We start from the raw sequence: 12836 nt of genomic DNA on the forward strand, positions 1-12836 counted from the left end.
ACGGTGTGGCTCAAGGAGGAGTTATGCACAGCAAGGCACGACTGGTGGCGGCCGCGTCGGCGGTGGCAGCGCTGACGCTCGCAGGATGCTCGGCAGGTCAGACGGATGACGGCGGCGGCACCGCCGACCCGATCCGGTACGCCGTCGAGCAGCCGGACTCGATGATCCCCGGCAACCAGTTCAGCTCATACGTCATCCTGGAGTCGATCTTCGCTCCGCTCACGCAGGTCGACGAGGACGGCGAGGTCTCCTTCGTCGCGGCCGAGTCGGTGGAATCCGACGATGCGCAGACCTGGACGATCACGCTCCGCGACGGCTGGACCTTCCACGACGGCGAGCCCGTCACCGCGCAGGACTACGTGGACACGTGGAACTACGCCGCCTACGGCCCGAACGCGTGGGTGAACGGCCCGCAGCTGGCGAACGTCGCCGGCTACGCCGACCTGAACCCCGCCGAGGGAGAGCCGACCGCGACCGAGCTCGCAGGGCTCTCGGTCGTCGACGACCGCACCTTCACGGTCGAGCTGTCGGCCCCCGACCGCCAGTACCCGCTGCAGCTCGGCATCGGCCAGACCGGCCTGTACCCGCTGCCCTCCGAGGCGCTGGACGACTTGGAGGCCTGGGAAGCGGCGCCGGTCGGCAACGGACCGTTCGAGCTCACGGACGGCTGGAGCGAGTCCGACCCGATCGAGGCCGTGGCCTACGACGACTACGCCGGGGATGCGCCCACGCTCGACGCCGTGACGTTCGTGCCGTACCTCGACACCGCCACCGCCTACACCGACGCTCTCGCGGGCGACATCGACATCGCCGCGATCGCGGCCGGTCAGGCCGTGCAGGCGCGCAACGACTTCGGCGAGAGCGTCTACGAGCTCGACGCCCCCGGTGTCGACTTCCTCGGCTTCACCCTGTCCGACCCGCGCTTCTCGGACATCCGCGTCCGCCAGGCGATCTCGATGGCCATCGACCGAGAGGCCATCAACGATGCCGTGTTCGGCGGATCCCAGGTGCCGGCCACCTCGCTCACCGCGCCCAGCATGCCCGGCGATCCCGAGGGCGTGTGCGGCGAGTACTGCGAGTTCGACCCGGATGCCGCGAAGGCACTGCTCGAAGAGGCCGGCGGCTTCGACGGCGAGATGAAGATCCACTTCGTCGCCAACTGGGGTCAGGAGGACTACTTCGAGGCGATCGCGAACCAGCTGCGCCAGAACCTCGGCATCGAGTCCGTCATCGCCAGCCCCTCGGCCGATTTCGCCGCCTTCACCGACGCCGTGCAGAAAGGGGAGACCGACGGGCCGTTCCGCGCTCGCTGGGGTGCTCTCTACCCCAGCCAGCAGAACACGCTCACCGCGGTGTTCACCGCCACGGGCGAGGGCAACTTCGGCGCCGGCGGCTACAGCAGCCCCGAGGTCGACGAACTGCTGCGACAGGCGAACGCCGCTGACACGCTCGAGGAGTCCCTGGCCGGATACGTGGCCGCACAGGAGCGGATCCTGCAGGACTTCCCGACCGTGCCGATGTTCGGCAACCGCTACCTGTACGTGACCTCGGACCGCATCGCCGAACTGCACACCAACGCGGGCGCGATCGATGTGCCCAAGATCGCCGTCGCCGACTGACGCGCCCCGACGCACACTTCCTCAGGACGGAGCAGTATCACCGTGCACGACCCCCAGGCTGCGCTCGGCACGACGGAGGACATCCTCCGCCGTGCCGGCGCGGTGCCGCAGCTGACCAGCATCCCCACCGTCGACGAGCTGAACGCCGGCCTCGAGCGACTGCGTTCCGAGTACCCGGATCTCATCTCGTGCGAGCGCATCGGCACGAGCCGGCTCGGCGAGCCGATCCGGCTGTATCACGTCGGCTCGGGTCGCCGATCGGCGCTCATCGTGGGCGGGGTGCACCCGAACGAACCGATCGGTTCACTGACGATCCTGCACCTGGTCGAGCAGCTCGCCGTCGACGAAGCGTTCCGCACCGGCTGCGACACCGCGTGGCACATCGTGCCGTGCGCCGACCCCGATGGCATGCGTCTGAACGAGGGCTGGTTCGCGAATCCGTCCGATCGCGGGCTCTACACCCGCGAGTTCTTCCGTCCCGCACCCGACGAGCAGGTGGAGTGGACGTTCCCGTTCGCCTACAAGGACGCCTACTTCGACGCCATGATGCCCGAGACGGTCGCCCTCGCCAGGGCCATCGATCTCACCACCCCCGACCTGTACGTCCCGCTGCACAACAGCGAGGGCGGCGGAGCGTACTTCTACCTGTCGCGCCCCGTGCCGGCTCTGTATCCGCTGCTGCACGAGATCACGGCATCCTGCGGGGTGCCGCTGCACACCGGCGAACCGGAGGGCGCGCACTTCACCGTGCTCGCCGACGCGATCTATGAGATGGGCACTCTGCAAGACGCCTACGACTGGACCGAGGAGGCCGGCCTCGACCCGTATCCGCCCGGCAGCGCCGGCGACGCGTCGACCTCGTACGCGAGCCGCTACGGAACCCTGTCGCTGATCGCCGAGCTGCCTCAGTTCGGCGACCCGGCCGCCGATGACTCGTCGCTGACCGACACCGTGCATCGCGATGCCCTGCGTCGCTGCGGAGAGCGGCTCGTCGACACCGGCCGCATCCTCACCGAGGTGATCGCCTCGGTCGACGCGCACGTGCGGATGGACACGCCGCTGCTGCGAGCCGCGCGCGTCTTCTCACCGATGGCCACCGGCGCCGGCAGGGCGGATCTCCTCCGCGCCGAGAAGGAGGACGACCGCCGCGCCACCGTGGCCGAGCTCAGCAGCCTCGACGGCGTGGTGAACCTGCACCGTCTGCGCTGGGGCGGGATGCTGCGGCGTGCACTGAACGCCGAGGTCGCAGCGGGCGTCGCAAGCCCCGAGGTTCGGCGAGCCGCGGCGGAGATCCAGAGCGTCTTCGACGGATGGCTCGCCGAGGCCCGAGCGGGAGGCGACGCTCCCCCGCTGCCGCTGGCACAGGTCGTCGGTGTGCAGTACGGGGCTATCCTCGCCGCACACGCCCAGTTGGAACGATCCTGATGCGGATCATGCCCTGATGCGAATGACACTCAGCGTCCTGCAACGCCTGGCCGGCTTCGCGCTGGTCTTCATCGGCGTGACCTTCATCATCTATGTGGCCGTCTTCAGCCTGCCCGGTGACCCCATCCGCGCGCTGGCGGGCGACCGGCAGCTTCCGCAATCGGTGGTGGATGCCATCAACGCGAAGTACCTGCTCGATCAGCCGCTGTGGGTGCAGTACACGAACTACCTCGGCAATCTGCTGCAGGGCGATCTCGGCCTCGATCTCACCGGTCGTGCCGTCGCCGACAAGCTCGCCGCCCGCTGGCCGGTCACCATCACACTCGCGCTCACGGCCTGGGTGATCCAGGTCGTCCTCGGGCTCGCAGTGGGCATCGTCTCGGCGCTGAAGAACGGCACCGTGATCGACAAGGGACTGCTGGTGATCACGATCGGCTTGAGCTGCATCCCGGTCTTCGTCCTCGGCATCACCGCCCAGATCATCTTCGGCGTACGGCTGGACTGGCTGCCCGTCGCCGGCATCAGCGACGGATGGCCGCTGTCGTATCTGCTGCCGTCGCTGGTGATCGCCGCGATCGGCCTCGCCTCGGTGTCGCGGCTCGTGCGCGGTTCGATGATCGAGAACCTCGAGGCCGACTACGTGCGCACGGCACGGGCCAAGGGCATCGGCGAGGGCCGCGTGGTAGGTCTGCACGTCATGCGGAACTCCCTCATCCCGACGGCGACGTTCCTCGCGACCGACCTCGGGTTCCTGCTCGGCGGGACGGTCGTCATCGAAGGGATCTTCAACCTGCCCGGCGTCGGAAACCTGCTCTTCACGGCGATCCGCGACCATGAGGCGGCGATGGTGGTCGGGATCTCCACCGCGCTGATCGTCATCTTCCTGCTCACCTCGCTGCTCGTGGACGCCATCCATGCGCTGCTCGACCCGAGGATCCGACGTGCCTGAGAACATCCCGCCGACCACGGCGAAGATCCCCGCGCCCAAGACCACCCGGATCGCCGTGCCTCAGAAGCGGCAGAGCCCGTGGCGGATGCTGCTGCGCCGGCCGCTGTTCTGGATCGCGGCGGTCATCCTGCTCGTCATGCTGGCGTTCGCAGTGGCGCCGGCACCGTTCGCCGGCCTCTTCGGCAACGGCGATCCGCGCGCCTGCGATCTCGCGAACAGCAAGGTCGAGTCCGCTCCGGGGCATCCGTTCGGGTTCGATCTGCAGGGCTGCGATATCTGGGCCGGCGCTGTCTACGGAGCGCAGGCGTCGATCTCGGTCGGCCTGCTCGCGACGACCATCGCGCTGGCGATCGCGCTCATCATGGGGCTCATCGCCGGCATGGGCGGGCGCGCGGCCGACTGGATCGTGTCCCGCCTGACCGAGGTGTTCCTGGGATTCCCGTTCCTGCTCGCGGCGATCGTCGTCCTGAACATGCTCGGCACGCGCAGCGTCCTGACGGTCGGCGTCGTGCTCGGGGTGTTCGGCTGGCCCATGATGGCGCGGCTGATGCGCGCCTCGGTGCGATCGGTGACGGGAGCGGACCACGTCCTCGCCGCGCGCACCATGGGCCTCGGCACCGGACGGATCATCGCCCGCTACGTCGTTCCGAACGCGGTCCAGCCCGTGCTGCTGCTCGCCACGCTCACGATCGGCGGGGTGATCGTCGCCGAGAGCACGCTGACGTACCTCGGCATCGGGCTCTCCTCGCCCGCCATCTCGTGGGGCCTGCAGATCGCGGCGGGCTCCCGGGTGTTCCAGACCTCTCCGCACGTGCTCGTGCTGCCGAGCATCATGCTCGCCCTCACCGTGCTCGCCGTGGTCGCGCTGGGCGAAGAGCTGCGCAGCGTCTTCGATCCGCGCGAGCGCCGGTGAGGGTGGGATGCTGAGGATGCAGGAGAAGGGATCGAACATGGCGGATGACACCACCGAAGAGGCCGACGAGCGCGAGCAGTACCGGCGCGAGTTCGCCGAGGAGATCAGTCTGATCTGGGAGATGACGGGCACTTCCCGCATGGACGGCAAGGTGCTCGGTTATCTGATGATCATGGACAAGCCGTACATCTCGTCGGCCGAGCTGGCCGAGGCGCTGAGCGCCAGCACCGGGGCTGTCTCGATGGCGACGCGGCGCCTGATCGACACGAACTACATCCGGCGTCACCCGGTGCCGGGCGACCGCAGCCACTATTTCAAGGCCGAAGAGGATCCGTGGGGAAGCTTCCTCGCGAACGAACGCCGCTACTTCGATCGGCACATCCGCTCGATCGACACGGCGCTGCACTGGCTCGGTCCCGGTGAGGATGATGCCCGCATCCGCCTCACCAACGGCCGCGACTACCTGGAGTGGGTGCAGGACTACCACCACAAGATGCTCGCCGACTGGCAGGAGCACAAGCGCGCCCGCGACGAGGGCGCAGACAAGGGCTGACGATGAGCGCACCGACCGACGACTCCGTGCTCGACGCTGCGACCGCCGTGCTCGGCATCCGCGATCTGCGGGTGCGATTCGGCAGGCGCGATCCGATCGAGGTCGTCCACGGACTCGATCTCGACATCGCACAGGGCGAGGTCGTCGCCGTGGTCGGCGAGTCCGGATCAGGCAAGTCGGTGACGGCGCTGTCGGTGATCGGGCTGCTGCCCGAGAACGCGCACGCCACCGGGTCGATCACCCTGCAGGGGCGCGAGCTCCTGGGGCTGGGGGCGAGCGAGATGCGGCGCCTCCGCGGATCCGAGATCGCGATGATCTCGCAGGATCCCGTGGCATCCCTCAACCCGGTCTTCACCATCGGGTTCCAGGTGGTCGAGGCCGTGCGCGCGCACGACCGCACGCTGAGCACCCGCGCCGCGCGGCGGCGGGCGATCGAGCTGCTCGAGCTCGTCGATCTGCCCGAGCCCGCGCGGCGCATGAAGCAGTACCCGCACGAACTCTCGGGCGGGCAGTGCCAGCGCATCGGTATCGCGATGGCCCTGGCATCGGACCCGCGGCTGCTGATCGCCGATGAGCCGACGACCGCGCTCGATGTGACCGTGCAGGCCGAAGTGCTCGACGTGCTCGCGCGCGTCGGACGGCGAGAGGGTCGCGCCATTCTGCTCATCACGCACGACATGGGTGTGGTCGCCGAGCTCGCTGACCGCGTGGTGGTCATGCGCGACGGAGAGCTCGTCGAGCAGGGCTCCGTGCGAGGGGTGCTGATGAAGCCGACCGCGCCGTACACGAAGCAGCTGCTCAGCGCCGTGCCGCGCATCGGCTCGCGGGTCGCTTCTGACGCGGGCGCGGAAGCGGATGCGGCGCTCGTGCTGGACGTCGCGGATCTCGAGGTCACATACGGCGGCCGGATCCGCGGGCTGTACCGAGCCGTCGAAGGGGTCAGCCTCCAGGTGCGTCGCGGAGAGATCCTCGGACTGGTCGGCGAGTCCGGCAGCGGCAAGTCGACGATCGGGCGTGCGATCATCGGCGCAGCGCCCGCCACCGGCGGATCGATCCGGGTGGACGGAGTCGACATGCTCGGTGCGTCCAGGGCCGTGCGGCGGGAGACCCGGCGGCGGATCGGCGTCGTGTTCCAGAACCCGGCGCTGTCGCTGAATCCCCGGTACACCGTGCGGCAGAGCGTCGCCGAGCCGCTGCATGCCATCCGCGGATTGCAGGGCAGCGAGCTTCGCGACCGGGTGGATTCGCTGCTGGACTCTGTCGGGCTGCTCGAGCGCGCCGGGCGCTACCCGCATGAGCTCTCCGGCGGCCAGAAGCAGCGCGTCGCCATCGCCCGCGGTGTGGCGCTGGATCCTGCTCTGCTCATCGCCGACGAGCCGACCAGTGCCCTTGACGTCTCCGTGCAGGCACAGGTCCTGGATGTGTTCCGCGAGCTGCAGGAGCGGCTGAAGTTCGCATGCGTGTTCGTCAGCCACGATCTGGCCGTCGTCGACGAGTTGTGCGACAGCGTGACCGTGCTGCGCCGTGGAGTCGTGGTCGAGTCCGGCTCGCGCGAGCAGGTGCTGCAGCATCCGTCCGACGACTACACCAGGCGTCTGCTGGCGGCGGCGCCCGTGCCGGATCCCGACCTGCAGAAGGAGCGGCGCGCCGCGCGCCTCGCGATGGCGTGAATGACGCCGTGTGACTGACGCACAGGCGGGCCGTATTAGCCTGAATGGATCGAGGACGAAGGGGTCCGCAGTTCCGATCGGTCGCCCCTTCGACCCCGAAAGGCATCATGAGCACTCCCATCCTCGAGCGCACCGCTGAGACCTCCGTACCCGTTCTCGACGTCCTCGCCGCGCGGTGGAGTCCGCGCGCCTTCGACCCGAGCAGCCCGATCGACGAGGGCAAGCTCACCGCAGCGCTGGAGGCGGCGCGCTGGTCGCCGTCGGCCAGCAACACCCAGCCGTGGCGCTTCATCGTCGCCCGACGCGGCACAGACCTGCACGCCGCGATCGACGGCGCGCTGATGGGCTTCAACCGCGAGTGGGCCGGCAACGCGCAGGTGCTGATCGCCGCGTTCGCGGAAGAGACGGATGCCGATGGCAACCCCCGTCCCTGGGCGCAGTACGACCTGGGCCAGGCAGTCGCGCACCTGTCGGTGCAGGCGCACGCCGACGGCCTGTTCGTGCACCAGATGGGCGGCATCGAGCGCGACGCGCTGCAGGCGCTGCCCGGGGTCGAAGACCGCTTCACGCCGGTGTCCGTGATCGCACTCGGCGAGATCGGCGACGCGTCGACCCTGTCCGAGAAGCTTCAGCAGCGCGAGGTCGCTCCCCGCGCCCGCCGGCCCCTCGCAGAGACGGTCATCGCCTCTGCCTGACGCCGCGTCGGCTCGGCCGCCGGCGCCTGGACGAGACGATCATCGCGAGCGCCTGAGCCTGGCTTCGACTCCCTGCGGTCGCTCAGCCCGTTTCGTCTTCGGCGCTGCGCGCCTGCGCTCAACGACCCGCATCAGCTGCCGAGCTATTCAAGGGCGTCCTTCCGCGGGTCGTTGAGCGAGCACAGCGAGACGAAACGGGGTGAGCGAGCCGAAAGCGAGTCGAAGCCTCCTGGGACGTCAGGGCTTCACGAGACCATTCAGTGCGACAGCCAGCACGTCGCGCGCGAGCTCGGCGGCATCCTCGCCGCCGCTCGGCCGGTACCACTCGACGATCGAGTTGACCATGCCGAACAGCAGACGCGTGGCGACCGACGGATCGACGTCCGACCGCACCGTCCCCTCGGCCTGTGCCGACCGCACGAGCCCCGTCACGTCCCGGTCGAATGCGCGACGCCGCTCGAGTGCGGCCCGCTCGACATCACTGTTTCCGCGCACCCGCAGCAGCAGAGTGACGTAGGGCAGCTTGTCGACGAGCACGAGCACCGCTCCGTGCAGCACCTGCTCGAGCCGGGCGCGGGCGGAACCATCACCGGCATCCTGCAGCACCCCTTCGAGCCCGCCGAGCGCCTCCTCGAGCGCGACCTCGAGCAGCTCCTCCTTCGAGGCGAAGTGGTGGTACAGCGCAGACTTCGAGAGTCCGAGGCGCATCGCGAGCGACGCGACCGAGGTCGCGTCGTATCCCTGCTCGATGAACACCTGCACTGCGATCTCGAGGATCTGGTCCCGGTCGTAGCCGGGGCGTCCTCGGCGTGCGGGTGTCTGGTCGGCGTCTGACACGCTGTCCAGTCTGGCACGCGCGGCAGGGTCGACATCCGTGATTGCCGGGCTGCGGCATCCTTGCCATAATCGATTACTGAACGAACGGTCAGAAATTGCCACGTTCCGACGACGCGGTCAGGAGGGCAGATGCACGAGGCACTCCTCGTCGACCGACGGCCCGACCGTGTGATCGCGCAGCTGAACCGACCAGACAGGCGCAACGCGATCGACCGCGAGACGATCGACGCGCTGCATTCGCTCTGCGCGGAGCTCGAGGCCCTGCCCCGCGTGCTCATCCTCATCGGCAGCGGCGACGACTTCGCGGCCGGTGCCGACATCGCTCAGCTCCGCGCCCGCCGCGCCGAAGACGCGCACCTCGGCATCAATGCGATGGCGTTCATCCGCATCGCCGCGCTCCCGATGCCGGCGATCGCCGCGCTCGACGGCTATGCGCTCGGCGGCGGCGCCGAACTCGCCTATGCCGCGGACATCCGAATCGCCACCCCGCGTCTGAAGATCGGCAATCCCGAGCCCACCCTCGGCATCATCGCCGCGGCGGGGGCGACGTGGCGCCTCCGCGAGATCGTCGGCGACGGCCTCGCAGCCGAGATGCTGCTGACCGGACGCACATTGACGGCTGATGAGGCCCTCGCCGCTGGCCTGGTGTCCGGCATCCACGCGCCCGACGAGCTAGTGCCTGCAGCGCACGCGATCGCCGACCGGATCGCGGCCGCGGATCCGCTCGCGATCCGGCACACGAAGACCGCGCTGCGCGCACCGCGCGACGCCCACCCGTCGATCGACGGCGACCTGCAGGCGGAGCTGTTCGAAAGTCCGGAGAAGATGCGCCGGATGACCGAGTTCCTTGAGCGGAAGGGGCGCCGGTGAAGGTCGGGGTCCTCGGCGGCGGGCGCATGGGCGCCGGCATCGCGCACGCGTTCCTGCTGGCCGACTGCGAGGTCGTGGTCGTCGAGCGCGATGACCAGACGGTGGATGCCGCCGCGCAGCGCATCAGCGAGAGCATCGCGCGTTCGATCGAGCGCGGAGCGACCGGTCGTGGTGCCGACGAGCTGGAAGCCGCGCTGACGGTCGGACGCGACATCGCGGCGTTCTCAGTGTGCGAGACCGTGATCGAGGCGGTGCCGGAGGATCGTGCGGTGAAGGCCGAGGCCCTGTCGCGGATCGCGGGCGCGGCACCGGATGCCGTGATCGCATCCAACACGTCATCCATCTCGATCGACGATCTGGCCGCGTCGCTCGCCCGGCCCGATCGCTTTCTGGGGCTGCACTTCTTCAACCCGGTGCCGGCTTCGACACTGGTCGAGGTCGTCGCCGGCGCAGCGACCGCGCCCGCCGTGCTCGACCGGGCGCGCGGCTGGGTCGAATTGCTCGGCAAGACGCCGATCGTCGTCCGCGACTCCCCCGGCTTCGCGTCCAGCCGCCTCGGGATCGTGCTCGCGCTGGAGGCGATCAGGATGCTGGAATCCGGCGTCGCTTCGGCGGAGGACCTCGATCGTGCGATGGAGCTGGGGTACCGGCATCCGATGGGTCCGCTCCGCACCACCGACATCGTCGGACTCGACGTGCGCCTCGGCATCGCCGAGGAGCTCCAGGCGGCGCTCGGCGAGCGGTTCGCGCCGCCCGCGCTGCTGCGGCAGCTCGTCGCCGAGGGAAAACTCGGCCGCAAGAGCGGCGAAGGCTTCTACAGGTGGGAGAGACCATGACTTCAGCGACCGGGATCGTGCCGAGCTACCTGCAGGACGCGTGGTGGACGCCAGAGCCGACCGGCGATACGACCGTCATCCGGGATGCCTCGACCGGTGAGGAGATCGCGCGCGTCAGTACCGAGGGCCTTGATCTCGCCGCGGCTCTCGAGCATGCGCGCACCGTCGGCCAGACCTCGCTCGGTGAGCTGACCTTCCATCAGCGCGCCCTGCTGCTGAAGCAGTTCGCGCTCGCGCTGACGGAGCGCAAGGACGAGCTGTACGCGCTGTCGGCGCGCACCGGTGCGACCAGGGCCGACTCGTGGGTCGACATCGACGGCGGCATAGGCGTGCTGTTCGCCTATTCGGGCAAGGGACGCCGCGAGCTGCCGAACGCGCAGGTGTACGTCGACGGACCGGTCGAACCGCTGTCGAAGGACGGCAGCTTCCTCGGTCGTCACGTGTACACCCGGCTACCGGGGGTCGCCGTGCAGATCAACGCGTTCAACTTCCCCGTGTGGGGGCCGCTGGAGAAGTTCGCGCCCGCGTTCCTCGCCGGGATGCCGTCATTGATCAAGCCCGCCACACCCACCGGGTACCTGACCGAGGCGATGGTGCGGATCCTCGTGGACTCCGGCCTGCTGCCGGCGGGGTCGCTGCAGCTCGTCAGCGGCAGCGTGCCGACGCTGTTCACTGAGCTGCGGCTCGGGGACGTCATCGGGTTCACCGGCAGTGCGTCGACCGCCGCCTCATTGCACTCGCGGACGCCGTCCGGCGTGCGATTCACCGCAGAGACGGATTCGATCAACGCCTCTCTGCTCGGACCGGATGCCGTCGCCGGCACACCGGAGTTCGACGCGTACATCCGTCAGCTCGTCGTCGAGATGACGTCGAAGGCCGGGCAGAAATGCACTGCCATCCGGCGCGCGGTCGTGCCGACAGCACAGGCGGATGCCGTGATCGACGCCGTCCGCGCGCGCATCGACGAGAAGACCGTCCTCGGTGATCCTCGGGACGAGGGCGTGACGATGGGTCCGCTCGTGTCGCTCGAGCAGCGCGATGAGGTGCTGCGTCAGGTGCAGGCTCTCGTCGACGGCGGCGGGCGGATCGTCATCGGCTCTTCGGAAGCGCCCGCGGAAGCACCCGCGCGTGACGGCGCGTTCGTGCCGCCCGTGATGCTGCGCTTCGACGACGCGCATGCCGATGCCGTCCACACCGTGGAGGCGTTCGGCCCCGTGTCCTCACTGATCACGTACGACACCGTGGCACAGGCATCCGACATCGTCGCCCGCGGCGGCGGTTCCCTCGTCACCAGCGTCGCGACGCACGACGCGGAGTTCGCGGCGCGGATCATGGCCGGCATCGCCGCGTCGAACGGACGCGTGCTGTTCCTGGATCGCGACGACGCCCGCTCGTCCACCGGCCACGGCTCTCCGATGCCGGGCCTGGTGCACGGCGGGCCGGGTCGCGCGGGCGGCGGCGAGGAGCTGGGCGGCATCCGCGCGGTGCTGCATCACATGCAGCGGACGGCTGTGCAGGGCTCGCCGGAGATGCTCACGGCGATCACCGGGGTGTGGCACGCGGGGGCGGCCGCACGCGAGGACGGCGTGCACCCCTTCCGCAAGCCGCTCGCGCAGCTGCGGATCGGCGACCGCGTCGCCTCGGCATCCCGCGAAGTCACGCTCGAAGACATCGAGACGTTCGCGCACTTCACCGGCGACACGTTCTACGCGCACATGGACGAGGAGGCCGCCGCCGCCAACCCGTTCTTCCCCGGTCGCGTCGCGCACGGCTATCTGCTGGTGTCGTGGGCCGCTGGCTTGTTCGTCGATCCCGACCCCGGCCCCGTGCTCGCGAACTATGGACTGGAGGACCTGCGCTTCGTGACGCCCGTGTCTCCCGGCGACAGCATCCGCGTCGAGTTGACGGCCAAGCAGATCACGCCGCGCGAGACCGACGAGTACGGCGAGGTGCGCTGGGATGCCGTGATCCGCAACCAGGACGACGAGACCGTCGCGACGTATGACGTGCTGACGCTGGTGGCGAAGGAGTAGAGCGGGGCTTTCAGTCCGGTCGCCGCAGAGCTGCGGAGAGCAGTCGCGCCAGTTGCGCTCTGGCGTCGGCGTCAGATGGCATCCCTGGTTCGAAGGGCGACTCCATTCGATCCTTGCTCTTGTCTCGATAGCGTGGGATCACGTGCAGGTGAAAGTGGAAGACGGTCTGCCACCCGACGTCTCCGTTGCAGTTCAGCAGGTTCACGCCTTCAGCCCCGAATTGGCTGTGCACGGCCTTCGCAATCCGTTGTGCGGCGAGCGTGGTCGCGACCAGGTCCTCGGGCGCAACGCTGAGAAGGTCGGCACTGTGACGTTTCGGGATGACGAGCAGATGGCCATCTGATCCAGGGTCGATGTCCATGAACGCCAGGGTTGTCGCATCCTCGGCGACTTTGTCGCACGGCGCACGTCCGGCGACGATCTCACAAAACACGCA

General features: G+C 69.2%; 12 protein-coding genes. 10 read left to right on the top strand and 2 right to left on the bottom strand.

Annotation, left to right across the window (positions count from 1 at the left end; translation table 11 throughout):
• Nucleotides 1-23 precede the first annotated feature (23 nt).
• From IM776_RS14515 to IM776_RS14545, 7 genes are all read left to right on the top strand, one after another.
• Nucleotides 24-1619, top strand: a complete 1596-nt coding sequence (locus IM776_RS14515) for a peptide ABC transporter substrate-binding protein (RefSeq protein WP_194420795.1) — start codon at nt 24-26, stop codon at nt 1617-1619.
• Between the two features lie 42 nt (nt 1620-1661).
• Nucleotides 1662-3044: a M14 family zinc carboxypeptidase gene (locus IM776_RS14520; RefSeq protein ID WP_194420797.1), complete on the top strand. Its 1383-nt coding sequence runs from the start codon at nt 1662-1664 to the stop codon at nt 3042-3044.
• 22 nt (nt 3045-3066) lie between these two features.
• Complete coding sequence (locus IM776_RS14525) at nt 3067-3993, top strand: ABC transporter permease (protein ID WP_194420800.1); 927 nt, start codon at nt 3067-3069, stop codon at nt 3991-3993.
• Nucleotides 3986-4906, top strand: coding sequence for an ABC transporter permease (locus IM776_RS14530; protein WP_228479782.1), 921 nt, complete (start codon nt 3986-3988; stop codon nt 4904-4906). The genes IM776_RS14525 and IM776_RS14530 overlap by 8 nt, the downstream gene beginning before the upstream one ends.
• Before the next feature lie 37 nt (nt 4907-4943).
• The gene (locus IM776_RS14535; RefSeq protein WP_194420805.1) at nt 4944-5459 is read left to right on the top strand and encodes a GbsR/MarR family transcriptional regulator; all 516 of its coding nucleotides are present in this window, start codon (nt 4944-4946) and stop codon (nt 5457-5459) included.
• A gap of 2 nt (nt 5460-5461) precedes the next feature.
• Nucleotides 5462-7129: a dipeptide ABC transporter ATP-binding protein gene (locus tag IM776_RS14540; RefSeq protein WP_194420807.1), complete on the top strand. Its 1668-nt coding sequence runs from the start codon at nt 5462-5464 to the stop codon at nt 7127-7129.
• A gap of 107 nt (nt 7130-7236) precedes the next feature.
• On the top strand, nt 7237-7824 hold the full coding sequence (locus IM776_RS14545) for a nitroreductase family protein (RefSeq protein WP_194420810.1): 588 nt from the start codon (nt 7237-7239) through the stop codon (nt 7822-7824).
• Nucleotides 7825-8061: 237 nt separating this feature from the next.
• Here the strand turns inward: IM776_RS14545 and IM776_RS14550 are convergent, their stop codons facing one another.
• The gene (locus IM776_RS14550) at nt 8062-8661 is read right to left on the bottom strand and encodes a TetR/AcrR family transcriptional regulator (protein WP_194420812.1); all 600 of its coding nucleotides are present in this window, start codon (nt 8659-8661) and stop codon (nt 8062-8064) included.
• 129 nt (nt 8662-8790) lie between these two features.
• On the opposite strand from IM776_RS14550, the gene IM776_RS14555 reads away from it, so the two are divergent.
• The 3 genes from IM776_RS14555 to paaZ are packed head-to-tail and all read left to right on the top strand — an operon-like array spanning nt 8791 to nt 12400.
• Complete coding sequence (locus IM776_RS14555; RefSeq protein WP_194420813.1) at nt 8791-9531, top strand: enoyl-CoA hydratase/isomerase family protein; 741 nt, start codon at nt 8791-8793, stop codon at nt 9529-9531.
• Nucleotides 9528-10367 (top strand): 3-hydroxyacyl-CoA dehydrogenase family protein, encoded by an 840-nt coding sequence (locus IM776_RS14560; protein WP_228479783.1) that lies wholly within the window; start codon nt 9528-9530, stop codon nt 10365-10367. The genes IM776_RS14555 and IM776_RS14560 overlap by 4 nt, the downstream gene beginning before the upstream one ends.
• Nucleotides 10364-12400 carry a phenylacetic acid degradation bifunctional protein PaaZ gene (gene paaZ / locus IM776_RS14565; RefSeq protein ID WP_194420814.1) on the top strand — a complete coding sequence of 679 codons (2037 nt, stop codon included), beginning with the start codon at nt 10364-10366 and terminating at the stop codon, nt 12398-12400. Before IM776_RS14560 ends, paaZ begins: the two co-directional genes overlap by 4 nt.
• A 10-nt stretch (nt 12401-12410) precedes the next feature.
• On the opposite strand, the gene IM776_RS14570 is transcribed toward paaZ, so the two are convergent.
• A complete protein-coding gene (locus IM776_RS14570) occupies nt 12411-12833 on the bottom strand; it encodes an HIT family protein (RefSeq protein ID WP_194420816.1) in 423 nt (140 codons plus the stop codon).
• Nucleotides 12834-12836: the final 3 nt, after the last annotated feature.

Origin of the sequence: Microbacterium abyssi (assembly GCF_015277895.1) — a bacterium.
Taxonomy (GTDB): domain Bacteria; phylum Actinomycetota; class Actinomycetes; order Actinomycetales; family Microbacteriaceae; genus Microbacterium; species Microbacterium abyssi.

What these genes read in the sequence shown, in the direction of transcription:
- IM776_RS14515 (WP_194420795.1), top strand. Translation starts at nt 24, where the DNA reads ATGCACAGCAAGGCACGACTGGTGGCGGCCGCGTCGGCGGTGGCAGCG.
- IM776_RS14525 (WP_194420800.1), top strand. Translation starts at nt 3,067, where the DNA reads ATGACACTCAGCGTCCTGCAACGCCTGGCCGGCTTCGCGCTGGTCTTC.
- IM776_RS14535 (WP_194420805.1), top strand. Translation starts at nt 4,944, where the DNA reads ATGGCGGATGACACCACCGAAGAGGCCGACGAGCGCGAGCAGTACCGG.
- IM776_RS14540 (WP_194420807.1), top strand. Translation starts at nt 5,462, where the DNA reads ATGAGCGCACCGACCGACGACTCCGTGCTCGACGCTGCGACCGCCGTG.
- IM776_RS14545 (WP_194420810.1), top strand. Translation starts at nt 7,237, where the DNA reads ATGAGCACTCCCATCCTCGAGCGCACCGCTGAGACCTCCGTACCCGTT.
- IM776_RS14555 (WP_194420813.1), top strand. Translation starts at nt 8,791, where the DNA reads ATGCACGAGGCACTCCTCGTCGACCGACGGCCCGACCGTGTGATCGCG.
- paaZ (WP_194420814.1), top strand. Translation starts at nt 10,364, where the DNA reads ATGACTTCAGCGACCGGGATCGTGCCGAGCTACCTGCAGGACGCGTGG.